Origin of the sequence: Leyella lascolaii (assembly GCF_900079775.1) — a bacterium.
In the GTDB taxonomy this organism is placed as follows: domain Bacteria; phylum Bacteroidota; class Bacteroidia; order Bacteroidales; family Bacteroidaceae; genus Prevotella; species Prevotella lascolaii.
On the sequence record NZ_LT556036.1, the window covers coordinates 463963 to 488408 of the forward strand.

General features: G+C 40.9%; 20 protein-coding genes. 8 read left to right on the plus strand and 12 right to left on the minus strand.

What is annotated here, in order from left to right; genetic code table 11:
• Positions 1-10 precede the first annotated feature (10 nt).
• The 9 genes from BN4609_RS05265 to BN4609_RS05305 form a co-directional block, all read right to left on the minus strand.
• Positions 11-1390, minus strand: coding sequence for a bifunctional UDP-3-O-[3-hydroxymyristoyl] N-acetylglucosamine deacetylase/3-hydroxyacyl-ACP dehydratase (locus BN4609_RS05265; RefSeq protein WP_068855559.1), 1380 nt, complete (start codon positions 1388-1390; stop codon positions 11-13).
• Positions 1391-1397: 7 nt separating this feature from the next.
• Positions 1398-2429 carry a UDP-3-O-(3-hydroxymyristoyl)glucosamine N-acyltransferase gene (gene lpxD / locus BN4609_RS05270; RefSeq protein ID WP_068855560.1) on the minus strand — a complete coding sequence of 344 codons (1032 nt, stop codon included), beginning with the start codon at positions 2427-2429 and terminating at the stop codon, positions 1398-1400.
• Between the two features lie 97 nt (positions 2430-2526).
• On the minus strand, positions 2527-3357 hold the full coding sequence (gene pyrF, locus BN4609_RS05275; protein WP_068855561.1) for an orotidine-5'-phosphate decarboxylase: 831 nt from the start codon (positions 3355-3357) through the stop codon (positions 2527-2529).
• Positions 3358-3364: 7 nt separating this feature from the next.
• Positions 3365-4477, minus strand: a complete 1113-nt coding sequence (gene prfA, locus BN4609_RS05280) for a peptide chain release factor 1 (protein ID WP_021992397.1) — start codon at positions 4475-4477, stop codon at positions 3365-3367.
• A 10-nt stretch (positions 4478-4487) separates the two neighbouring features.
• Positions 4488-5657, minus strand: coding sequence for an AIR synthase related protein (locus BN4609_RS05285; RefSeq protein ID WP_021992396.1), 1170 nt, complete (start codon positions 5655-5657; stop codon positions 4488-4490).
• A gap of 14 nt (positions 5658-5671) precedes the next feature.
• A complete protein-coding gene (locus BN4609_RS05290) occupies positions 5672-6421 on the minus strand; it encodes a shikimate dehydrogenase family protein (RefSeq protein ID WP_068855562.1) in 750 nt (249 codons plus the stop codon).
• Between the two features lie 12 nt (positions 6422-6433).
• Complete coding sequence (gene ubiE, locus BN4609_RS05295; RefSeq protein WP_068855563.1) at positions 6434-7171, minus strand: bifunctional demethylmenaquinone methyltransferase/2-methoxy-6-polyprenyl-1,4-benzoquinol methylase UbiE; 738 nt, start codon at positions 7169-7171, stop codon at positions 6434-6436.
• A gap of 43 nt (positions 7172-7214) precedes the next feature.
• Positions 7215-8165, minus strand: a complete 951-nt coding sequence (locus tag BN4609_RS05300) for a phosphoribosylaminoimidazolesuccinocarboxamide synthase (RefSeq protein WP_068855564.1) — start codon at positions 8163-8165, stop codon at positions 7215-7217.
• Between the two features lie 12 nt (positions 8166-8177).
• Positions 8178-9146 (minus strand): PhoH family protein, encoded by a 969-nt coding sequence (locus tag BN4609_RS05305; RefSeq protein WP_068855565.1) that lies wholly within the window; start codon positions 9144-9146, stop codon positions 8178-8180.
• A 299-nt stretch (positions 9147-9445) separates the two neighbouring features.
• On the opposite strand from BN4609_RS05305, the gene BN4609_RS05310 reads away from it, so the two are divergent.
• Positions 9446-10249, plus strand: a complete 804-nt coding sequence (locus BN4609_RS05310) for a DUF5715 family protein (protein ID WP_068855654.1) — start codon at positions 9446-9448, stop codon at positions 10247-10249.
• Positions 10250-10897: 648 nt separating this feature from the next.
• Here BN4609_RS05310 and BN4609_RS05315 read toward each other — a convergent pair.
• The gene (locus BN4609_RS05315) at positions 10898-11470 is read right to left on the minus strand and encodes a hypothetical protein (protein ID WP_068855566.1); all 573 of its coding nucleotides are present in this window, start codon (positions 11468-11470) and stop codon (positions 10898-10900) included.
• Between the two features lie 72 nt (positions 11471-11542).
• A complete protein-coding gene (feoB, locus tag BN4609_RS05320; RefSeq protein WP_068855567.1) occupies positions 11543-14089 on the minus strand; it encodes a ferrous iron transport protein B in 2547 nt (848 codons plus the stop codon).
• A 294-nt stretch (positions 14090-14383) separates the two neighbouring features.
• Here feoB and BN4609_RS05325 point away from each other — a divergent pair, with 294 nt between their 5' ends.
• From BN4609_RS05325 to BN4609_RS05355, 7 genes are all read left to right on the plus strand, one after another.
• Positions 14384-15328 carry an esterase-like activity of phytase family protein gene (locus tag BN4609_RS05325; protein ID WP_241033202.1) on the plus strand — a complete coding sequence of 315 codons (945 nt, stop codon included), beginning with the start codon at positions 14384-14386 and terminating at the stop codon, positions 15326-15328.
• A 403-nt stretch (positions 15329-15731) separates the two neighbouring features.
• Positions 15732-17228, plus strand: a complete 1497-nt coding sequence (locus tag BN4609_RS05330) for a 2-isopropylmalate synthase (protein ID WP_068855569.1) — start codon at positions 15732-15734, stop codon at positions 17226-17228.
• Positions 17229-17231: 3 nt separating this feature from the next.
• Positions 17232-18626, plus strand: coding sequence for a 3-isopropylmalate dehydratase large subunit (leuC, locus tag BN4609_RS05335; RefSeq protein WP_068855570.1), 1395 nt, complete (start codon positions 17232-17234; stop codon positions 18624-18626).
• A 13-nt stretch (positions 18627-18639) separates the two neighbouring features.
• Positions 18640-19227, plus strand: a complete 588-nt coding sequence (gene leuD, locus BN4609_RS05340) for a 3-isopropylmalate dehydratase small subunit (protein ID WP_021992385.1) — start codon at positions 18640-18642, stop codon at positions 19225-19227.
• Positions 19209-20777, plus strand: coding sequence for a hydroxymethylglutaryl-CoA lyase-like TIM-barrel protein (locus tag BN4609_RS05345; protein ID WP_068855571.1), 1569 nt, complete (start codon positions 19209-19211; stop codon positions 20775-20777). The genes leuD and BN4609_RS05345 overlap by 19 nt, the downstream gene beginning before the upstream one ends.
• An 18-nt stretch (positions 20778-20795) precedes the next feature.
• On the plus strand, positions 20796-21860 hold the full coding sequence (gene leuB, locus BN4609_RS05350; protein ID WP_068855572.1) for a 3-isopropylmalate dehydrogenase: 1065 nt from the start codon (positions 20796-20798) through the stop codon (positions 21858-21860).
• A gap of 274 nt (positions 21861-22134) precedes the next feature.
• Positions 22135-22815, plus strand: coding sequence for a tetratricopeptide repeat protein (locus BN4609_RS05355; protein ID WP_068855655.1), 681 nt, complete (start codon positions 22135-22137; stop codon positions 22813-22815).
• Between the two features lie 264 nt (positions 22816-23079).
• Here BN4609_RS05355 and BN4609_RS05360 read toward each other — a convergent pair whose 3' ends face one another.
• Complete coding sequence (locus BN4609_RS05360) at positions 23080-24375, minus strand: DUF3078 domain-containing protein (protein ID WP_084791364.1); 1296 nt, start codon at positions 24373-24375, stop codon at positions 23080-23082.
• Positions 24376-24446: the final 71 nt, after the last annotated feature.

Below are 24446 nucleotides of genomic sequence, written 5' to 3' on the forward strand. Positions count from 1 at the left end.
GATATGTTTCTTATTTGTTTTTAACTATCTGGGCTGTAAAAGTTGCTTCTGACGCAATGTGGTCTCCAACAAACACGTAGCCTTTCATTGAAGAGATGCCATGACGCAATGGGGCAAGTAAGTCAACCTTGAATATTAAAGTGTCTCCCGGAACAACCTTCTGTCTGAACTTAACTTCATCTATTTTAATGAAGTATGTTGACCAACGTTCCGGCTCTTCAACAGTGTTAAGTACAAGCAGTCCTCCGCACTGAGCCATTGCCTCAATCTGGAGAACACCAGGCATAACGGGTTCTTGCGGAAAATGTCCGACAAAAAACGGTTCGTTGCTTGTAACATTCTTTATACCGACAATACTTGTCGCACCCAAAGAAATGACTTTGTCGACAAGTTGCATGGGATAGCGATGAGGCAAAAGTTCACGAATGCGAATATTGTCCATTATTGGTGTCTCATTCGGATTGTATATAGGAGCCTGCACTTCATGCTTGCGTATTTCCTTACGCATCTGACGTGCAAATTTATTATTGATCGTATGTCCGGGACGTGTCGCTATAATCCTGCCTTTTATGGGTTTACCTATCAAAGCCATATCACCGATTATATCCAACAGCTTATGGCGTGTGCATTCGTTTTCCCAAACCAATGGTTTATGCTGGATATAGCCTAATTCTGATGCATTACGGTGCTCAACTTTAAGCATATCAGCCAATTTATCCAACCTTTCTTGCGTGGTCTGCTGTTCATATATTACGATGGCGTTATCCAAATCGCCTCCCTTTATGAGGTTTGCATTTAACAGTGGCTCTATGTCACGTACAAAAACAAAAGTTCTGGCTGGAGCTATCTCTGTTGCAAAGTCATTTATCTTGTCTAATGTTGCAAATTGACTGTTAATGAATTTGGAATTAAAGGAACACATTGCCGTAAGACTGAAGTCATCATCAGGCAGGATGGTGATACACGAACTTCCATCTTTGATTTCAATCTTATGTCGTATAATATACCAATCTTTTGGGGCATTGAGTTCCTCTACACCTATTTCCTGTATTTTCTGTATATACATCGCAGCACTGCCGTCAAGAATAGGAAACTCCGGACCGTTAACTTGTATAAAACAGTTGTCTATTCCCAATGCGTAAAGCGCAGCCAATCCGTGTTCGACCGTGGAGATACGTATGTTTCCTTTTCCAAGTACGGTTCCTCTTTGGGTATCTATTACGTTTTCTGCTACGGCATCTATTATTGGCATGCCCTCAAGATCAATACGTTGAATCTTGTATCCGGTGTTTTCCGGAGCGGGATTAAATGTTACCGTCAGACTCAATCCTGTATGCAGTCCTTTTCCACAAAGAGAAAAACTGCCTTTCAGTGACATTTGCTTCAACATAGTATATTTATTTTTTCTTTAATTCGTCTACTTGCTTTTGCAATTCTGCAATTTGTTTGTATAATTCCGGCAGCTTGCGGAATATTGCCTGTGACTTGAAATACTTATGTGGTTCCATCGGTGGAGTACCTATAAGTTTCTCATTTCCCTTTATGTTACCAGGCACACCGGATTGTGCTCCCAAGAAGGTCTTATCTCCGACAGTAATGTGACCTGCCAATCCTACCTGTCCTCCGAACATACACCATGAGCCTACTTTTGTGCTTCCTGCAATACCAACCTGCGCTGACATAACGGTATTTTCACCTATTTCAACATTGTGTGCCACTTGGACAAGATTATCTATTTTTACACCTTTTCTTATTATAGTTTGTCCCATAGTAGATCTGTCCACACAACTGTTAGCACCGATTTCTACGTTATCTTCTATTTTAACAATTCCAATCTGTGGAATTTTGTCATATCCATCCTGATTTGGAGCGAAGCCAAAACCGTCGGCGCCAATAACACTTCCTGAATGAATCGTTACATTATTTCCGATTTTACAATCATGATATATGGATACATTAGCATATATCAGACAGTTGTCGCCAAGACTAACATTATCTTCAATTACAGAATTGGGATATATCTGACATCCGTCTCCGATTCTGACATTATCTCCAATATAGACAAACGGACCTATATAACAGTCTTTTCCTATCAATGCTTTTGGCGATATACATGCTAAAGAATGTACTCCAGTCTTTCTTGGTTTGCTTGACTCATACAATTGCAATAACTTTGCTATACATTCATATGCATCCTTGACACGTATCAGCGTTGCTTTTACAGACCGTTCTAATTTAACGTCCTCATTTATAAGGACAACAGATGATTTTGTATCATAAAGATAATGAGTATATTTGGGATTTGAGAGAAAAGATATAGCACCCTCAGTACCTTCTTCTATTTTGGCAAATGTATGTACTGAAGCATTTATATCTCCCTCGACACGGCCTCCAACAAAGTCAGCTATCTGTTTAGCAGTAAATTCCATCTTCCTTTCTTTCTTATTATATCTTGCAAATATAATAAAATTAATTTATAATATATACATAGCTTGATAATATTCCGTAATGCGATAATAATTTGCCCTATAATATGCCATGCGCATACAGTTCCTTTTCCATTTCTTTCTGTATTTCACATGCTTTTTGTGCTGCTACAGTCGCAAAATCATTTTTATTGCTTGCATATATTATTCCTCTTGAGCTGTTAACCAGGAGTCCACAGTCTTTTATCATTCCGTACTTACATACATCTTCCAGAGAACCGCCTTGCGCTCCGACGCCCGGGACAAGAAGAAAACTGTCAGGTACAATCTTTCTTACATCCTTAAACATCTTGCCTTGAGTGGCACCTACCACATACATCATGTTTTTAGGATTGCCCCATTTTTGTGACTTGTACAAAACCTCCTCAAACAATCTCTGTCCGTTTTTATTTTCTGTCAGTTGAAAATCGTTCGAACCTTTATTGCTCGTGAGTGCTAACAGTATAATCCATTTATCATTATAAGTAAGAAATGGAGTGACACTGTCTTCTCCCATATAAGGTGCGACAGTTATAGCATCAATATCATATTCTTCAAAAAATGTTCTGGCATACATTGCAGATGTATTTCCTATATCACCTCTTTTTGCGTCTGCGATTATAAAATGGTGCGGATAGTTTTCCTTCAAATATCTTACGGTCTTTTCAAAAGCAATCATACCTTTTACACCGAAGGCTTCATAAAAAGCTAAGTTCGGTTTGTATGCGACACAGTAAGGTGCAGTCGCATCGATGATTTCTTTATTGAACTTGAATATAGGATCCTCCTCTTCAGTGAGGTGGGGTGGTATCTTTCTTAAATCAGTATCCAAACCGACACAAAGAAAAGATTTCTTATTTTTTATCTCTATAATTAAGTCTTGTCTGTTCATAAATTTATTATAATTCGGATTCTTTCATTCTTTCTGCATTCTCAGCTACAGTAAGGGCATCTATCATTTCTTGAATGTTACCGTTCATAAACCCTTGCAAGTCATGCGTAGTGTAACCTATTCTGTGGTCTGTCACACGACCTTGCGGGTAATTGTATGTGCGGATCTTTGCACTTCTGTCTCCGGTTGACACCAGCGTCTTCCGCTTATTGGCAATATCATCCATATATTTCTGATGTTCCTTATCGTATATAAATGTCCTAAGGCGGGCAAGTGCGCGTTCTTTGTTTTTAGGCTGGTCTCTTGTCTCTGTACATTCAATCAGTATCTCTTCCTCTTCTCCCGTATTCGGGTTTTTCCACATATATCGCAGTCTCACACCAGATTCGACTTTATTTACATTCTGTCCTCCGGCACCGCTGCTTCTGAATGTATCCCATTTTATCTCGCCCTCATTAATGTTAACCTCAAATTTGTCTGCTTCCGGTAATACAGCTACAGTTGCCGCACTCGTGTGCATTCTGCCTTGAGTCTCAGTTGCAGGAACACGCTGAACCCGATGCACTCCGGATTCATATTTCATTATTCCATATACATTTTCACCGCTTACGGCAAAATCGATTTCCTTAAATCCTCCTACAGCCCCTTCACTGACACTAATGATAGATAGATTCCATTTTTTAGAATCGCAGAACTTCTTATACATGTTAAATAGATCTCCTGCAAACAAGGCTGCCTCGTCCCCGCCTGTGCCGGCTCTTATTTCCATTTGTATGTTTTTCCCATCCTCAGGGTCTTTGGGAACAAGAGCCTGTTTTATTTCATTCTCAATTTGGGGTAACAGATTCTCATTAATACTCAGCTCTTCTCGTGCCAGCTCTTTAATTTCCGCATCTGACTCATTTGCCAACAGGTCTTTTGCCTCTTTTATTGAATTCATGCAAGACAAATACCTTTTCCGGGCGTCCATAATGTCTCCCAACTCCTTATATTCCTTCGTCAATTTGATAAACCTATCCTGATTTGCTATTACATTAGGATCGGTTATCAAAGTGGATATTTCTTCGTAGCGGCTTTCCAAGCCATTCAATTTATCCAGGATGTTGTTACGGTCAGCCATTTGTCAATAATTAATAATTGAAGACACCAAATTCTGATTCTATAGTAAGCCCTTTAGGACCTTCTTCAACACGGCCGACAATCTGCGCGTCGATATTAAATTTCCGGCTTATCTCGATTATTCTGTCGGCATGTTTGTTATCCACATAAATCTCCATCCGATGTCCCATGTTGAATACCTTATACATTTCCTTCCAGTCCGTCTCACTTTCTTCACGTATAATTCTGAATAATGGAGGTACTGGAAACATATTGTCTTTTATAACATGACAATTGTCATTAACAAAATGCAATATTTTTGTCTGTGCTCCGCCAGTACAATGTATCATTCCATGAATCTCATGTCGTAAGTCATCAAGTATGCTTTTTATCACAGGAGCGTATGTTCTGGTCGGCGAAAGGACAAGCTGTCCCGCATCAAGTCCAAGCTTACCTATCTCATCGGTAAGTTTATAATGTCCGCTGTAAACAAGTTCGTCAGGAACATTATGGTCGTAACTCTCGGGAAACTTTTCTGCGAGATATTTTGCAAACACATCATGCCGAGCGCTTGTCAGACCGTTGCTTCCCATACCTCCGTTATATTTGTTCTCATATGTAGCCTGTCCGAATGACGCCAGACCTACAATCACATCACCCGGACGTATGTTGGCATTATTGATAACGTCAGAACGTTTCATTCTACATGTAACGGTGGAGTCGACAATAATTGTCCGAACCAGATCCCCGACATCCGCAGTCTCACCTCCAGTCGCATATATACCGACCCCCATATTTCTCATTTCGGACAGCAGTTCGTCAGTTCCATTAATTATCGCAGATATGACTTCCCCCGGTATAAGCATCTTATTGCGTCCGATTGTACTTGAAACAAGAATATTGTCAGTGGCTCCCACGCACAAGAGATCATCCGTGTTCATGACAACAGCGTCCTGAGCAATGCCTTTCCATACACTAATATCACCGGTCTCCTTCCAATACATATATGCAAGTGATGACTTCGTACCGGCTCCGTCCGCGTGCATGATGTTACAATAATCATCATCCCCACCAAGTATGTCTGGCAATATCTTGCAGAATGCTTGCGGATATAATCCCTTGTCTATATTCTTGATGGCATTATGCACATCCTCTTTGGCGGCACTCACGCCACGCATCATATATCTGTTAGAATTGTCCATAGTCGTTTTATGTATTATTCTTTTCCGTTCCAGAATTCCCAACTCGCAAAAGCCTGCAGCAAAAGCATTTCCACGCCGTTTTTTGTTGTTGCTCCGTGTTCGGCACCCTTTCTCATAAAAAGAGTCTCATCAGGATTATATATCAAATCATATAATATGGTGTTACTGTCCATTGCCTCATAAGGAATTTTGGGGCAACTGTTTACATTCGGGTACATACCCAGAGGCGTGCAATTGACAATAACGTTATATTCCCTTATTATATCAGGAGTTACCGCATCATATGATATGGCTCCTTTCTTTTCATTGCTGCGGCTTACAAACAACGTTTTCAAACCAAGTGACCTTAATCCAAAATCTATTGCCTTTGATGCTCCGCCTGTTCCAAGTATAAGAGCCTTTTTATGTATACATTCCAGCATCGGCTCGATGCTTCTTGTAAATCCGATGACATCACTGTTGAATCCCTTCAGATAGGTCTTACCGCCTTTATGAGTTACACGAATTACGTTTACCGCACCTATTTCCCGTGCTTCTTCACTCATATCGTCCAAATACGAAATAACCTTCTCCTTATATGGTATAGTTACATTCAGACCTTTAAGCTCAGAATTTGACGCCAGTATCTCCGGCAGAGTCTCTATCGTCGGGATTTCAAAATTGACATATTCCGCATCAATATTCTCACTCTTGAATTTTTCATTGAAATAGCTGATTGAGAACGAGTGTCCCAGGGGGAAACCTATAAGTCCGTATTTGTCCATAAGCTATACGTTTTATTTCGTTGCAAAGTATGTGGTGCAGATACCGAATGTATGACGTTTGAAACAGGCATCGGAAAAACCGGCATTTTTAAGGATGCTTACCATCTTCTCACCTTGTGGAAAAGCCTCGATTGTAGCTGTGAGATATGAATAAGCCACATTGTCGTGCGATATCAATTTCCCGTATAATGGGAGAATCGTATGTGAGTATATCTTAAAAAGCCCCTTGATTGGATGATGCACAGGAGCTGTAAGCTCAACAATACTGAGATGTCCGCCAGGTTTCAAAACACGATACATTTCATTTATACCGCGGTCAAGATCTGCAAAGTTTCTTATTCCGAAAGCTGCAGTCACAGCATCAAACGCGTTATCCTCAAATGAAAGATTCATACAATCTTCCTTCTTGAATGCAATGACACTGTCCAACCCCAGTTTCTTAACTTTCTCATTTCCTATTTTCAGCATCCCTATACTTATGTCTGCGCCGATAATCTGGTCCGGCGCAAGCATTCTTGCCGCCTCTATGGCAAAGTCACCGGTTCCTGTCGCGATATCCAGAATCGTTCGCGGATTATATCTCCTCAAGGAATTTATGGCGGCTTTTCTCCATATCTTGTCTATATTCCAAGACAGCCTGTGATTCAGTTTATCGTATGAATGGGCGATGTTATTGAACATGCGCGCCACCTGTTCACCTTTGTCACTGTCCGGATCGTAAGGCTTTATTTCCTCTTGTTTATATGTCATTATGTATATGAAATGCTGTCAACTTCATCAGGCACTATCATGCTTATCTGGCTGCAGCCAGATAAGCATTGACGTTTTTCTCTATTCTTGCTGAAATATCGTCAGCATCCTGTGCCTTTACAAACTTTTCACCGGTGATATGCTCGTAAAGTTCGATATATCTCTCGCTCACACTGTTTGCATATTCGTCCGTTATTTCCGGCATTGTCTGTCCTGGCTCGTTCATAAAGTCATGTTCGATAAGCCACTGCCTTACAAACTCCTTGGACAGCTGTTTTTGCGGCTGGTTGTTTGCGAGCTTCTCCTCATAGCCGTCAGCATAGAAATAGCGGCTGCTGTCGGGTGTGTGTATTTCGTCTATGAGATATACCTTACCGTCGCGCTTTCCAAACTCATATTTCGTATCGACGAGTATAAGACCATGCTTCTGTGCTATTTCCTGTCCGCGTCTGAACAGTTGTCTTGTGTATGTTTCCATTACCTCATAATCTTCCGCGCTGACAATACCTTGTCTTATTATCTCCTCTTTGGAAATGTCCAGATCATGTCCCTCATCGGCTTTTGTCGTCGGAGTTATAATAGGCTCCGGGAATCTCTCGTTCTCTTTCATGCTCTCCGGCAGTTTCACCCCACACAGTTCGCGACAACCGTTCTTGTAAGCTCTCCATGCTGAGCCCGTGAGTATAGAGCGGATAATCATCTCAACCCTGAAACCTTCGCATTTAAGACCGACTGTCACCATAGGGTCGGGTGTGGCAAGTTTCCAGTTGGGGCAGATATCAGCGGTCGCATCCAGAAATTTGGATGCTATTTGATTCAGCACCTGACCTTTGTAAGGAATACCCTTAGGCAGAATGACGTCGAATGCCGAGATTCTGTCTGTGGCAATCATTACGAGAATGTCGTCGTTTATATCATACACATCACGTACTTTGCCGTGGTACACACTCTTCTGTCCATCAAAATGGAAGTCGGTCGCTGTTAATGCTTTCATATTTTATATGTTTTAATTGTTCTGTTTCCCTTCTGTCATATGATGTCCTTTATCATATGCATCATAGGCACTCACTATCTTAGTGACCAGTTTATGCCTTACGATATCTTTTCCTGACAGATTCACGAACGAGATGTCATCAATGTCTTTCAATATATCCATGGCATCGACAAGACCGCTTTTCTGTCCTCTTGGCAAGTCAATTTGTGTGACGTCACCTGTTATTATCATTTTTGTATTCCATCCCATGCGGGTGAGAAACATCCTGATCTGCGCCGGAGTAGTGTTTTGAGCCTCATCCAGAATAACCACAGCGTCGTTAAGAGTTCTTCCTCTCATGAACGCCAGCGGTGCTATCTGTATGATGTTCTTCTCCATCATATCCTGTAGCTTCACCTGTGGAATCATATCCTCGAGCGCGTCATATAAAGGTTGCAGGTATGGATCTATTTTCTCCTTCATGTCTCCCGGAAGAAACCCCAGCTTCTCTCCGGCTTCCACAGCGGGACGGCTCAGTATGATTCTTTTTATGCTCTTTTCTTTTAAAGACTTGACCGCAAGTGCTATACTCAGATAAGTCTTGCCTGTTCCGGCAGGTCCCACGGCGAAAATCATATCCTTTTTCTCGTATTCGTCTATCAGTCTTTGCTGGTTGACGCTACGGCTTTTTATTGGTTTTCCGGATATGTTGTATACAAGCACATCTTTTATTGCCTCGCCTTTGGTCTGTCTGCCTTTTATGATGTCTAAAATATCTTCTTCACTGATAGAGTTAAACTTGAGGACATGCTTGCGCATCAGCTCTATCTTATCTTGGAAAACGGTGATGTCATTATCATCTCCGAGCACTCTCACAACATTGTCTCTTGCCACTATCCTGAGCTTCGGAAACAGCGACCTTATCATTTGCAGATGACTGTTTCCTATACCGTAAAATGCGACAGGATCAATGTCTTCCAATATAATATGTTTCTCTATCAAGTTTTTTCGTTATTGTTTCGGTTGCAAAGTTAGCTCAAATAGTATAAAAAACAAAATAAAAATGTATTTAAATTTACAGCACCGGCGTTAACCGAAATACATCCTGACATACTGCATCCTCTCTTGTGAACACGCATTATACGGCACTGCCTGAATGATAAAAGCCCCATTTCAATGACATGGCATGCCGCCATGCCCTTCCGTAGAGATGTTATGCGCGTAGGACATGTCTGTTTTTTATTACGCACTTATTGTAATTCTAAAAAAAATATTACTTTTGCAGCAATTTACAACATATGATGAAGATTACCAAAAAGACATATTTGCAGACATTCGGACTTATCGTGATATTTCTTGCGTTTGTCCGCTGTCTGTTCCCGTCAATAGCGGAGCCGCTTGAAGGCAGTAATATGAAAACGCCGGATGTCCGTAATGAACAGGACTCTCTTTATAAAACGCATGACTCCGGAACGGTTGTGAAGGAGGAATATGCGGGAAAATCGCGCTTTTTCAATCCGGACGGCACGCCTGTTAAAAATCCGATATACAGCGTTCCGCATTTCGGCAACACGTTTCCTGACCAGAATGACGTACAGCTGATTTCTGCAAAGAAACACGGTGTTGCAGCTGTGGAAGACCGTGCCGATGCCGAAAGACGCAAGTCTGAGCTGGTATATGTCGGTAGTAATCCATATTTTCACGTTGACAAACTGTATAGCAGCATACCGTATCTTGTGCCGAAAGCATCGGTGTTGTTACAGGATATAGGACGTAATTTTTTTGACAGCCTGCAGATAAAAGGCATACCGCTTCACAAAATAATTGTTACAAGTGTATTGCGCAGCAAAGAGGACGTCAGGAAACTGCGCGGCCACAACAGCAATGCCACAGAGAACAGCTGCCATCTTTACGGTACGACTTTCGACATATGCTACAACCGGTATAAAACGGTTGAGGATCCTGACGGACCCAAACGGCGCGTTGTGAGAAACGACACGTTGAAATGGGTGTTGAGTGAGGTTCTTGACGACCTGCGCCGCGAAAAGAGATGTCTTGTAAAATACGAGGTGAAGCAGGGATGTTTTCACATTACCGTGAACTGAGCATGCCGCAGTGCCCGACCTGATGGATATATAATCTGTACGCGGTATGCATATTTTCCATCAGTCACTGTAAGGAGTCATATTAAGTTTATGCGCGGTTAGCCATGTATGTATACAACAGGCAATGATGTCGTACTTATGAATGCACATGTGTCTCTCGTACATGGAGTATACGCATAAGGCGAAATTCTATATACAAATATTAACTTAACTCCTTGAGAAAATTAACACAACATTTTCCCGCATTCCATATTGTAGAAATTGAGAACCGGCTTATGAAATACGTGTCATGTGCCTGTTGTTTAGAAAAAATCATAACTGTTTGATGCGAAAAAGCCCGTTCCGGACGCGCAGATGCACTGTTTCATGTCTTGAAACAGGCTCTTCCGCATGCCGGTAGAGCCTGTTCTGTCATGCCAGAGAGCCTCTTTCATGACATCGCGACGAATCCGTCATTTTCCGTAAATACATAAGTCGCATATTGTCAGACACTTACAATATACATGATTTTAAGCTGTATTCGCAGGAATATTTGCAATCTCGCACAGAATCCGAGTTTTCTGTATAATATGAAGTGATTATTTCTGTTTATAATTGAATATACGCAAGTATCGGAAGAATGCAAATCACAAATGTCGGGACACGTTTTTATTTTTTATATTCATATTCATCCTTTGCCCATATTATATGGCCGTCAAGATTGTAATAATGGTCTCTCATCATCCATTGCCGGCGTGTCCCGTTTTTATCTTTTACCCTTTTTATGCGCGAAAGCTTCTTTATAATGAAGCATCCCTTGCGTTTGATTATCTTTATGCCTTCGTCTATCTTTTTGCTTTCATCACCGTCCGGGCTTATCCTCCACAGTTCGTGGCTGTTCTCAGGAGTGGTCTGGGAGAACGGGCTTCTCTCTATGCAGATATAGATATATTTCCCTTTTGGAGCCAGGTAAGTGGCATATATTGACGAGTAAGCGAACGGAGTGAAGTTAACATCTGTATTTTTGTTGGTCAGCACGTCATATTTATATAAACGGTTATGCATCGTATAAAAAAGACAGTGGTATCTGTTGTCCGTATATTTTGCCACAATCTCACATCCGTCAGGCAGGCTTTCAGCTGCTGCCCTGACCCTGTTTGCGACCGGATTCTGTGCTGACAGGGTCAATGTATTTATGAATGATAAGATGGCGAAAGCCGCAGTTTTTATATATATGTTCATTTCTGTTTATATGAAAGTTGTCATAACGCCGTGTACGTCTGTCTGATTCTACATTACGACGGGCAGTCGTCGTCAGGCTCCGAACAAGGTCCCGACCTGGAATACCGCGGCGGAAGTTATCCATGCGAGTGCTGTCGTGTATGCCATGGCAAACAGCGTCCACTTCCATGATCCGGTTTCTCCTTTTATGGCAGCTATCGTAGCTATACACGGAAAGTAGAGTAGTATGAAGACCAGAAAACTTATGGCGGTAAGAGGCGTTATGTTGTCGGCTGTCATCTGTTGTCTGAGATGTCCGTATTCCGACCCGTGTGTATCTTCACCGGCACTGCCGTCCGCCTCAGACGAGTATAGGATGCTGATGGTTGAAGCCACAATTTCTTTCGCTCCAACTCCGGACAATATTGCCACATCAAGCTTCCAGTCAAACCCCTGTGGTCTGAATACAGGTTCTACAAATTTGCCTATCTGTCCGATATAGCTGTTCTCAACCTGCTGCTGTCTGTTCAGCCTGTCGTCGTGCGGGAAATAGCTTAGTGCCCATACTATTATGCTTGCCACAAGTATGATGCCTCCCATCTTCTTGAGATACTGTTTGCCTTTTTCCCATGTATGCCTTGCTATAGCCTTGCTTGTCGGGAAACGGTATGGCGGAAGTTCCATAACAAAAGGAGTGTCTTCGTCTTTAATAAGAAAACGGCTGAACAGACGGCTCATTAAGATAGCCATTACAATGCCGGTGACATACAGTGCCATCATTACGGCAGACTGATATGCCTTTGGAAACATTATGCCCGTTATCATTATGTAGATTGGAAGTCTGGCGGAGCAGCTCATCAACGGAATTATGAGCATGGTGATGATGCGGCTGCGCCGGCTCTCTATGGTGCGTGTCGACATGATGGCAGGAACGTTACATCCGAATCCCATGATGAGCGGAATGAACGACTTGCCGTGCAGACCTATTTTATGCATCAGCTTGTCCATTATGAATGCGGCACGCGCCATATATCCGCAGTCTTCCATATATGATATGAAAAGATACAGAATTAGGATTTGAGGAAGAAACACAATCACCGCTCCCACGCCTCCTATGATACCGTCGCTTATAAGGTCCTTCAGAGGGCCGTCAGGCATATATGTCTTTACTGTATCGCCTATCCATGCCACGCCTGCCTCAATCCAATCCATCGGATATTGCCCGAGTGAGAAAGTAGCCTCAAACATTACCCATAAAAACATGATGAATATTGGAAATCCCACATAACGGTTTGTTATCACATTGTCGATGATGTGGGTTGTCTGATAAGTGTCTTTCTTGTTACCGGTCTCATAACCCGATTCATGAAGTGCCCCGTGAATGAAACCGTATTTAGCGTTCATTATGGCAGTTTCGCAGTCTTCCTTTGTGTAATACTTCACATTCTCCACCGCACGGTCTCTCACTTTAAGTATTGCTTCCTTGTTATGATAAGAGTCAAGCAGTTTTTCCGCCTCCCTGTCGTTTTCAAGCAATTTTATAGCCAGATATCTTGTGGAGTAGAGGTGTCTCGGATTTCCCGGTTTTTTCAGTTCTTTCTGAATGTCAGCTATCCCTTCTTCTATGTATCTGCCATGGTTTATATGTATGTGGCGGAAAACGTTGTTGCGCGGCTTTATGCCGCTGGCGAAATCCTCCTCGTGGTCGTTGCAGTCCTCTTTGTCGTATTTGAGATGCCATTGCCTTATCTCGTCAGCCACCTCAGGATTGAGATTTCCTTTATTGTCAAGAAAATCCAATCCCTCATACATATTTATAATAATGTGAAACAGCAGCTCAACCCCACGTCCGGAAGTGAACGTGGTAGGTATCATCGGGACACCGAAAAGCGTTCCGAGCTTGTTGCTGTCAATGATGTCACCACGTTTCTCAGCCTCGTCATACATGTTTAACGCGCAGACCATACGCAAATGCATGTCTATCAGCTGCGTCGTAAGATACAGGTTGCGCTCCAGATTACTGGTGTCTATCACATTAATCACAACATCAGGGGTTTTCTCGATGAGTTGTCTGCGGACATACAGCTCTTCAGGAGAATACGCTGACAATGAATATGTGCCGGGCAAGTCTATGATGTTGAACTCATATCCTTCAAATGTGGCACGTCCCTCCTTGGCATCAACGGTAACGCCGGAATAGTTGCCTACTTTTTCATGGGAACCGGATGCGAAATTAAACAAGGATGTCTTGCCGCAATTGGGGTTGCCTATAAGTGCTACGTTTATGGTGCGTCTTTTCTTCAGTGCAGCATCGTGCAATTGCTTATCGCTCAATATGGACGAATCATCCTCATATTTGTCGGTTATATCTATATCTTGTGATTCAGGATATTCATCTACCCATTGTCTGGCTTCTTCTACGGATATAACTTCTATCATGCTTGCCTCTGAGCGCCGTAGTGAAATCTCATAACCCATAACCTTGTATTTCACCGGATCCTGAAGCGGGGCGTTCTGTAGTACATCCACAATCTTTCCCTTTATAAAACCCATTTCAACAATGCGTTTGCGGAAACCACCGTGTCCGATCACTTTTACAATGACGCCACGTTCTCCGGTTTTCAATTCTGAAAGTCTCATATAATGCGGTTATTCTGTTCGTGAGACAAAATTACTTATAATATTCGAGTTGGGGAAACATTCGTTGCCGGATTATTACAGATTACCCACAAATTGTTACCGTAATTCCTGTGAAAACATATTAATACTAATAAATTGGTATTGTTGTGTGATGTACTTTTTGTATGTTTGCATATCCAAAAATCAGATTGCAGAGAAATGAATGTCTCGTCTAAAATATTTGCCATAGGCATTTTTACAGCAGTAACAGTGACGGATGTGTCCGCCCAGATTAGTGTGACAGTCAATAAACAGATGTCCTTCGGTAAAAATGTTCCGGCTGGAAACTACAGCGGAATAACCGGTATGGGAAATGGTTTGTATGCGGTTGTCAGTGACAAATCGGAACACGACGGATATTTTGTCTTCAATATAGACATTGATTCCATAAGCGGTGAAATTATTAACGTGAGAAACAAAGGTTTTGTGGCATCGGATGTTCCGAACCGTGATGCGGAAGGCATCACATATATCCCGGAACGCAACACTGTTCTCATTGTTGGAGAACGAGACAGCAGAATCATGGAATATGACTCTGTAGGAACGTTTACCGGGCGTGAACTGTATCTTGCAAAAGCATCCGAAAACTTCGGATACGAATCATTGTCATACAATGAAAACACGGGGTTGTTATGGACCTGCACGGAAAATGTCTATCCTGACGCCAACGCACTGATGACAAGCGACACTGCGGCTGTAGTCAGACTCCAGTCCTTTAACGTTGACTTGCGTCCTGTTTCCGCGTATTCATATAGAATGGACAAACCTCAGGCGGACAGTGCCGGAAAGCATTATGCCCATGGCATTAGTGAGCTTCTCGCTCTTGATGATGGCTCGCTTGTGGTTCTTGAGCGTGAGTTCCGTGTTCCGGAAAGTATTCTTGGCGCTTATGTCGTGTGCAAACTATATCTGGTCAGACCACAATCATCACCGTCAACAGAATACATGTCTGAACCACCGGAAACTGACCTGCCTAAGGAACTGTTGTGTGAATGGAAAACCAGACTCGCTCTTTTCAATTACTCATTGGCAAATTATGAAGGAATGTGCCTTGGTCCGAAATTGGCGGACGGATCACAGACAGTCGTAATGGTTTCTGACTCGCAAAACAGAGAGGGTGGGGTCTTGCGCGACTGGTTCCGCACCATCATTATCCGGAACACGGAGAGCATCCGAATCGCAAATTTCAAGACGGATTGATATCGCTAAGTTTTTCGGCTGACGAGATTTCAAAGAAAACATTTCACATGTATACGGGTCTGAAATGATGGCTTTAACACGAACATAAAACAATATTAAAAATACTGTTTTATTGCAAAATGAAATTTATTCAACTAAAAAAGTGGTAATTTGTTTGCTAATATGAATAATATGATTATCTTTGCAACCGAACAAACAAAAACGGCAATGACAGTATCTCAGAACATCCTACATGCTATTATTATTCAGCTAATTAATATGGTTGAAGAGGGTAAGTTGTAGGATGCGGCTGAAAAATATGCATATAAAAAATATAGACAGACCTTTCTCACTTACCGATGGTGTGAAAGGTCTTTGTTTTATATGACAGAGAGACAGTATAAATTCGCATAAATTAAGACATATGACAGACAGATTATTCATTTTTGATACCACACTTCGTGATGGCGAACAGGTACCTGGATGCCAGTTGAATACTGTAGAGAAAATACAAGTTGCCAAGCAACTTGAGCAGTTGGGGGTTGACGTTATTGAAGCAGGCTTTCCTATTTCGAGTCCGGGCGATTTCAATTCTGTTATTGAGATATCCAAAGCTGTGACATGGCCTGTAATCTGTGCTTTGACAAGAGCTGTAGAAAAGGACATTGATGTTGCGGCAGAATCGCTGAAATATGCAAAACATAAAAGAATACACACGGGAATTGGCACGTCTGATTCTCATATTAAGTATAAATTCCAATCCAATAGGGAAGAAATACTGGAACGTGCCATAGCTGCCGTCAAGTATGCGAAACGCTACGTAGATGACGTCGAATTTTATGCAGAAGATGCAGGACGCACAGACAATGAATATCTTGCAAGGGTCGTCGAGGCTGTCATAAAGGCTGGAGCGACTGTAGTCAACATACCTGACACGACCGGTTATTGCCTTCCGGACGAATACGGTAATAAGATAAAGTATCTGATGGAACACGTTGACGGCATTGATAAAGCCATCATTTCGACACATTGCCACAATGACCTGGGACTGGCTACGGCAAACACACTCAGTGGAGTGCTGAACGGCGCACGGCAGGTTGAAGTCACGATAAACGGAATAGGAGAAAGAGCAGGAAACACATCATTGGAAGAGATTTCCATGATTCTGAAATGTCATAAGCTCGACATAGAGACAAATATAAACACTACAAAAATATATCCCACAAGCCGCATGGTGTCGAGTCTGATGAATATGCCTGTTCAACCGAACAAGGCTATTGTAGGCAGAAATGCTTTTGCGCATTCAAGCGGAATACATCAGGACGGTGTACTGAAAAATGTGTCGACATACGAAATAATGAACCCCAAGGATGTGGGACTTGACGACAACTCAATTGTATTGACAGCCCGTTCCGGAAGGGCAGCACTGAGATACAGATTAAGTGTTCTTGGCGTGGAAGTGGATGATGAAGAGAAGGTGGACAAAATATATCAGAAGTTCCTTAAACTGGCAGACCAGAAGAAGGAAGTGAACGATGACGACATACTGATGCTTGCAGGAGCGGATATTGCTGAGACCCGTGCCGTGAAGCTCGATTTCCTTCAGGTTACAACAGGAATGGGAGTAAGAAGCGTCGCAAGCATAGGACTTGATATTTCCGGACAGAAATTTGAAGAGGCATCAACGGGCAACGGACCTGTAGACGCGGCAATATGCGCATTGAAAAAGATTATACAGAAACATATGACTTTAAAGGAATTCACCATTCAGGCTATAAGTAAAGGGTCTGATGACGTGGGAAAGGTTCATATGCAGGTTGAATATAACGGACATATTTATTATGGTTTCGGGGCTAACACCGATATTGTTACTGCATCTGTAGAGGCTTATATTGACTGTATTAACAAATTTAAAAGATAAGACATGAATACTTTGTTTGATAAGATTTGGGACAGACATGTCGTCCAGTTACTTGAAGACGGCACTACACAACTATATATAGACAGGCTCTATTGTCATGAGGTTACCAGTCCACAGGCTTTTGAAGGATTGAGAGAACGTGGTCTGAAGTGTTTCAGACCTAAGCAGATATTCTGCATGCCGGACCATAATACGCCTACGCATGATCAGGATAAGGAAATTGAAGACCCCGTATCAAGAAAGCAGGTAGACACATTGGCAAATAATGCCAGAGACTTCGGATTGACTCATTTTGGAATGATGTCCGAGGATAATGGTATAATACATGTTGTGGGACCGGAGAAAGGGTTGTCTTTGCCGGGAATGACAATTGTGTGTGGAGATTCTCACACGTCAACACACGGTGCAATGGGTGCTGTGGCTTTCGGGATAGGAACAAGCGAGGTGGAGATGGTGCTTGCGTCCCAATGTATATTGCAGCAGAAGCCAAAGTCTATGAGAATAAATATTAACGGTGAACTGGCAGATGGAGTTACAGCGAAGGATGTCGCCCTATATCTTATGTCAAAGCTTACAACCTCAGGTGCAACGGGATATTTTGTGGAATATTCCGGTTCTACTGTGAGTCATATGTCGATGGAAGGACGTCTCACATTGTGTAATCTTTCAATCGAAATGGGAGCACGCGGTGGATTTATAGCACCGGATGATGTGACTTTTGAATATATAAAAGGACGGGAATATGCTCCAAAAGGTGCTGACTGGGACAAGGCAATAGCATATTGGAGAACGTTAAAAAGCGGTGATGATGCCATATTTGATAAAGAATTGTTTTTTGACGCTTCGGATATAGAGCCACGAATAACCTATGGTACTAATCCGGGTATGGGTATTGGCATAAGCGAGTCTATCCCGAGTCTGGACGAAATCGATGGTTCAGGAAAAGCATCTTTTTTGAAATCACTTGATTATATGGGGTTTGAACCTGGACAGAAACTGATAGGCCATAAGGTGGACTATGTTTTTCTTGGCGCATGTACCAATGGAAGAATCGAAGACTTCCGTGCATTCGCCTCTATAATAAAAGGTAAGAAAAAAGCAGACAATATCACCGCATGGCTGGTACCGGGCTCGTGGGCTGTGGCGAGACAAATTAAGGAAGAGGGACTGGACAAAATTCTTGAGGAAGCCGGATTTGAAATACGCCAGCCGGGATGTTCAGCCTGCCTCGCAATGAACGATGATAAGATTCCTTCCGGCAAATATGCAGTTTCAACAAGCAACCGAAATTTTGAAGGTCGTCAGGGACCTGGCTCTCGAACAATATTGGCAAGCCCGCTTGTTGCAGCGGCAGCAGCAATTACAGGAGTGATAACAGATCCGAGAAGTATCATTTGAAAACATTAAAAACATGAAGCAAAAATTTGATATAATAGTCAGTACATGTGTACCGCTTCCATTAGAGAACGTTGATACAGACCAGATAATTCCAGCACGTTTTCTTAAGGCAACAGACAAGAAAGGATTTGGAGAGAATCTTTTTAGAGATTGGAGATATAATAAGGATGGTTCATTAAAAAAAGACTTTGTACTTAACAATCCTAAATATAAAGGCTGTATTCTGGTTGCCGGAAAAAATTTCGGTTCCGGCAGCAGTCGTGAACATGCTGCGTGGGCAATTGCAGGATATGGATTCAGAGTTGTAATCAGCAGTTTCTTTGCGGATATACATAAACAAAACGAACTGAATAATTTCGTTTTGCCTGTAGTCGTTTCCGATGATTTCCTAAAAGAACTATTTGAAGAAATAGAAAAAAATCCGGATACATTGGTTGAAGTCGATCTTCCTAATCAGAAAGTTACGAATAAGACAACCGGGAGGACAGAGACATTTGAAATAAATGCATACAAAAAACATTGTCTTATGAATGGACTGGATGATATAGACTACCTTTTACAGAATAAAGACAAAATAGAGAAATGGGAGACTCAAAGGTGAATACCTATCAGAGGATACCTCCGTTTATCGAGATAATGGACTGCACGTTAAGAGACGGAGAACAAACAAGCGGTGTATCCTTTCTGCCACATGAAAAGCTGATGATGGCACGAATGCTCCTTAAGGATATAAACGTTGACCGTATAGAGGTTGCGTCAGCCAGAGTGTCTGAAGGTGAGAAGGATGCCGTCAAGATGATATGCAGATATGCAAACCAAATTGGTATGCTCAATAAAGTTGAGGTATTGGGATTTGTCGATGGCACACAGTCTATAGATTGGATATGTGATTGTGGATGTAAGGTCATAAACCTACTTGCAAAAGGTTCGTTGAAGCATTGCACACATCAATTGCATAAAACTCCTGAAGAACATATCAATGATATTAAAAATTCTTTGAGATATGCGGCAGAAAAAAATATAGGTGTCAATCTTTATCTCGAGGACTGGAGTAATGGGATGAAAAACTCTCCGGAATATGTGTATCAGCTTATGGATGCGCTGATTGATACAAATGTAAATAGGTTTATGCTGCCAGACACTTTGGGGGTGCTTAATCCTCTTCAGGTGATTGAATTCTTCAGAAAAATGATAAAACGCTACCCGAATGCGCATTTTGACTTTCATGCACACAATGATTATGACCTTGCTGTAAGTAATTCTCTGGCAGCTGTACTTAGTGGGGCTAAGGGTTTGCATGTTACGGTAAACGGGCTTGGAGAACGTTGCGGCAACGCGCCTCTCGCAAGTGTGCAAGCCATCTTGAAAGACCAGTTTCATGCAAAGACCAACATAAAAGAAAGCAGACTTAACGACATTAGCAAACTTGTTGTAGGATATTCGGGAATAGCAATAGCTCCGAACCAACCAATTGTGGGTGAGAATGTTTTTACTCAAGTAGCCGGTGTACATGCAGATGGAGATAATAAGGATAATCTGTATTGCAATGATCTTATTCCGGAACGTTTTGGACGTAAACGTGAATATGCTTTAGGAAAAAACAGTGGTAAGGCAAACATAGCACGAAATCTTAAAGAACTCGGATTGGAACTCTCTGCAGAGCAGACTAAAAAGGTTACTAAGCGTATAACAGAGCTCGGAGACAGAAAAGAAATTGTAACACAGGATGATCTTCCATTTATTGTCAGTGATGTGTTGAAACATTCTGCTCCTGAAAACAGGATAAAGTTGGTTAGCTATATGGTATCACTCGCATATGGTCTGAAACCTTTAGCCAGTGTGAAAGTTTCGATAAATGGTAATCTTTATGAAGCTGATTCTACAGGAGACGGACAGTATGATGCATTTGTCAAATCTTTAAGAAAAATATATAAAGAAAAACTCGGTCGTACTTTTCCGCTACTTGAGAACTACGCGGTTACAATTCCACCAGGAGGACGTACAGATGCTCTTGTACAGACAGTCATTACATGGCGTTTCGGTGATAAAATGATACGAACCAGAGGCCTTGATGCAGACCAGACTGAAGCTGCCATAAAGGCAACAATAAAAATGCTCAATATGTTTGAAGAACAGGAATATAATAATTAAATGTATAAATAATTGAATATGAAATTGAATATTGCAATATTAGCCGGAGACGGTATTGGTCCGGAGATAATGAAACAGGGAATTGCTGTATTGGACGCTGTTGCCGAGAAGTTTGGTCATGAATTCAATTATAATGAAGCCATTTGTGGGGCAGACGCAATAGATAGGGTGGGTGATCCGTTTCCTGAAGAAACATTCCGAATCTGTAAAGAAGCTGATGCTGTGCTGTTTGCAGCTGTAGGGCATCCAAAATTCGATAATGATCCGACGGCTAAAGTTCGTCCTGAACAGGGACTTCTTGCAATGCGCAAGAAATTGGGGCTTTATGCAAATATACGTCCTATACAGACTTTCAAATGTTTGCTTCATATGTCTCCTTTGAGAGAAGAAATTGTCAAAGATGCTGATTTTATATGCATACGTGAACTTACTGGAGGAATGTATTTTGGTGAGAAATATCAGGATAATGATAAGGCATATGATACAAATTACTATACAAGACCGGAGGTTGAGCGTATCTTAAAAGTTGCATTTGAGTATGCAATGAAACGTAAGAAACATCTGACGGTTGTAGATAAAGCTAATGTTCTCGCGTCATCACGTCTATGGAGACAAATAGCACATGATATGGAGCCTTTATATCCGGAAGTGAATGTTGACTACATGTTTGTTGATAACGCATCTATGAGAATGATAACAGAACCATCTTTTTTTGATGTTATGGTAACCGAAAATACTTTTGGTGATATTCTGACAGACGAGGGTAGTTGCATCTCCGGTTCTATGGGACTGTTACCATCAGCGTCTATAGGTTGTGGAACTCCTGTATTTGAGCCGGTACATGGTTCTTGGCCGCAAGCTACAGGTAAGAATATAGCAAACCCTTTGGCACAAATTCTTTCAGCAGCAATGTTGCTTGAATATTTTGATATGAAAGATGGAAGTAATGTTATAAGACGTGCTGTCGACGCATCTTTGGAAGCAAACATTCGTACTCCAGAAATACAAGTCGAAGGTGGTGCTCATTATGGGACGAAAGAAGTCGGAAAATGGATCGCAGATTTTATAAAAAACAAATGTTGATACCTTATTCAAATTATCAACAGATTTCAAAATAAAAATATAATACATGTATCAGCGTGAATAGACAATAATCATTTGAAATTCAATTTGTTAAAAAATATTTTTGTGATAAATAGTTTAAATAAGATATATAATAAAATGATGAATCACGAATATATTTTCTTTAACAAATTGAATTTCAAAATGATAAAGAACCATATATTTCATGCAATTTGAAATCGTTTTGGTTCGATTATGTCTGCTCTTACTGCATAATAATGTGTATATGACTGAAATGAATAAAAATTTTTTCTTTATTATATTGTCTATTTTCACTTATTTCTGCGACAGAGTAAGTGCACAAAACTATCAGGCACTCCGAGATAGTCTTTCAAAAGCCACAGAAGCATTAAGCTATAAACCTGATTCTTTGGATTTACGGCTAAAAAAAGCAGGGTGGAATATACTTCTTGAACAGTGGCAATATGCCCGTGACGAGTATGACTTTGTATTAAAGCAAGATCCTAACAATATAGCAGCATTGTTTTATAGAGCATTTGTTAACGAAAAACAGAAAAGATATAATTTTGCCAGACTTGATTATGAGAATCTTATAAAAATAGTACCTTATCATTTTGAGGCACGGCTCGGACTGGCTCTGTTAAATCATAAAGATAAGCATTTCACTGAAGCACTGAATCAGATAAACAAACTCGTAGAGCTTTATCCTGACAGTGCGATTGTATACGCAGCACGAGCTGGAATGGAAATGGATCACAAACACTATGAACTTGCTGAATTCGATTACAGCAAAGCGATTGAATTGGAGCCTGAAAATAATAATTATCGTCTGAATAGAATTAATGTACGGATAATACTCAAGCGCAAGGATGATGCACGCAACGACCTTGATATTTTAGTAAAAAAGGGAATACCACGCGCAAATCTGGCAGAGTACTACATGAAATGCAGATAGAGAAGATTCATGTAGTGATATTTGTATATAGTAAACTTCAGTTTATGTATTTAACATAATGCGGATTATGTGATTTTGAGTGGTATTCATTGATGTTCCAACATTTTTTACCATACCTTCAAACGGTCTTACAGTACAAAGGACCGCTTCTTTAATCTACGCGCTATTTTTCGTTCGTAATAGATAGATTTACAATAATTTATACAATCATTTAACAAAATTGTTGGGACAACAGTGGGTATATATCCATCTCAATACATTTAATTAGAAAGAATACACAAAACCAAAGCTAAGATTTTCTTTAAACCTCCAATATCCGTGATTCTCGTCTTTCGCTCTGCTGTCATCGAAATGAGGATATGCATAGAATTGTCCGGAAAGATATTTATTGATGCGAAAATTAAACCAGTTTTCAAATTCCATCATGCTAATTTCGTATGACGTATAGCCACGTATACGACTACGCCAACTTATCCCGTCAATTATGTTTAAGGTGAATTTTATTGTGATTTCTGAACCATAAGTAATCTTAAAGTGTTCTCCATCCTCTATTCCATGTCGAGAAGACAAATTCTTTCTATCGCAATATCTCATCTGGCTTGCTAATAAACCAAAATGTGTAGAGCCTGTTAATTTACCCTTAAACCAATTGAAATTATAATCCATACCTAAAGATGGAGATACAACTAATGGTGAAAGAAAATCTGTATTAACGAAATTAGAATTTGCGTCAAAACCTCTCAACATTTGTGTTTCTGCTGTAACCTGAAAAGCATAATACCAGTTTTTTATCGCCTGAATGCCAACATTTCCTGTATATCTAATTTTGTCTTCATTTGTTTTGAATGTATGCACAGTATCTTCCGACACGTGCCTCAATGCCATCCTGAGCTCAAGTGTATTATTCCATTTAATGCCTTTTTTATTATCGTAGTTTGCCCATAATGTAACATAACCCTTTACCGATGAATGGCTTTTATCATTTCCATCTATCCAATTTTTTGTTGTATGATTATACTCTATATATAGTTCCGTCTTTCCGGAAAGTTTCCAGAAATTTGGCTTTTTTACAATAATATCAACTGGTGCTAAATCCGAATCTGCTACAGTTGGTGAAACTTTTTCTATTATATCCGCATCCGGAGTGATAGCCGAGTTGATAGGCGTACGTATTGTTCCAGCCTGATCCAACTGCTTTTGTGATTTCAAGACAAGATCCGGACGTTGCATATATACAGTAAGTAGCGACTTGTCCGGTTCATCGAGGATTGTATCAGAACTTAAGTCAAACTGTTTTTTTGCAATGTTATAATAAAATGTGAGCGGAGTAAAAAGACGATAATATCTTGCATCAAGAGTTTTCTCTATCTCATTATAAGTGCCAGCACGTTGTAACGAATCTATTTTCAATTTATATACACGAAGAGAGTCAGTATAGTTCTTCACATACGTTGCGACAGAGTCACGCGTATGTTGTTTTAGAGCAAGCACCTGAATTTGAGCATTAGCATCAGATACCGCCAAACAGAACAATAATAACAGTATATATCTAATATTCATATCCGAATTCTGTTTACCGCACAAAGGTAATAATAAATATTTAAAGTTGTTTGTCCAATTCGCATTTTTGT

What these genes read in the sequence shown, in the direction of transcription:
- BN4609_RS05310 (WP_068855654.1), top strand. Translation starts at nt 9,446, where the DNA reads ATGAAGATTACCAAAAAGACATATTTGCAGACATTCGGACTTATCGTG.
- BN4609_RS05300 (WP_068855564.1), bottom strand. Translation starts at nt 8,165, where the DNA reads ATGAAAGCATTAACAGCGACCGACTTCCATTTTGATGGACAGAAGAGT.
- BN4609_RS05285 (WP_021992396.1), bottom strand. Translation starts at nt 5,657, where the DNA reads ATGGACAATTCTAACAGATATATGATGCGTGGCGTGAGTGCCGCCAAA.
- leuB (WP_068855572.1), top strand. Translation starts at nt 20,796, where the DNA reads ATGAAATTGAATATTGCAATATTAGCCGGAGACGGTATTGGTCCGGAG.
- BN4609_RS05355 (WP_068855655.1), top strand. Translation starts at nt 22,135, where the DNA reads ATGAATAAAAATTTTTTCTTTATTATATTGTCTATTTTCACTTATTTC.
- BN4609_RS05325 (WP_241033202.1), top strand. Translation starts at nt 14,384, where the DNA reads ATGTCCTTCGGTAAAAATGTTCCGGCTGGAAACTACAGCGGAATAACC.
- BN4609_RS05345 (WP_068855571.1), top strand. Translation starts at nt 19,209, where the DNA reads ATGGGAGACTCAAAGGTGAATACCTATCAGAGGATACCTCCGTTTATC.
- ubiE (WP_068855563.1), bottom strand. Translation starts at nt 7,171, where the DNA reads ATGACATATAAACAAGAGGAAATAAAGCCTTACGATCCGGACAGTGAC.
- BN4609_RS05360 (WP_084791364.1), bottom strand. Translation starts at nt 24,375, where the DNA reads ATGAATATTAGATATATACTGTTATTATTGTTCTGTTTGGCGGTATCT.
- BN4609_RS05265 (WP_068855559.1), bottom strand. Translation starts at nt 1,390, where the DNA reads ATGTTGAAGCAAATGTCACTGAAAGGCAGTTTTTCTCTTTGTGGAAAA.
- feoB (WP_068855567.1), bottom strand. Translation starts at nt 14,089, where the DNA reads ATGAGACTTTCAGAATTGAAAACCGGAGAACGTGGCGTCATTGTAAAA.
- prfA (WP_021992397.1), bottom strand. Translation starts at nt 4,477, where the DNA reads ATGGCTGACCGTAACAACATCCTGGATAAATTGAATGGCTTGGAAAGC.
- BN4609_RS05290 (WP_068855562.1), bottom strand. Translation starts at nt 6,421, where the DNA reads ATGGACAAATACGGACTTATAGGTTTCCCCCTGGGACACTCGTTCTCA.
- leuD (WP_021992385.1), top strand. Translation starts at nt 18,640, where the DNA reads ATGAAGCAAAAATTTGATATAATAGTCAGTACATGTGTACCGCTTCCA.
- BN4609_RS05330 (WP_068855569.1), top strand. Translation starts at nt 15,732, where the DNA reads ATGACAGACAGATTATTCATTTTTGATACCACACTTCGTGATGGCGAA.
- lpxD (WP_068855560.1), bottom strand. Translation starts at nt 2,429, where the DNA reads ATGGAATTTACTGCTAAACAGATAGCTGACTTTGTTGGAGGCCGTGTC.
- leuC (WP_068855570.1), top strand. Translation starts at nt 17,232, where the DNA reads ATGAATACTTTGTTTGATAAGATTTGGGACAGACATGTCGTCCAGTTA.
- BN4609_RS05315 (WP_068855566.1), bottom strand. Translation starts at nt 11,470, where the DNA reads ATGAACATATATATAAAAACTGCGGCTTTCGCCATCTTATCATTCATA.
- pyrF (WP_068855561.1), bottom strand. Translation starts at nt 3,357, where the DNA reads ATGAACAGACAAGACTTAATTATAGAGATAAAAAATAAGAAATCTTTT.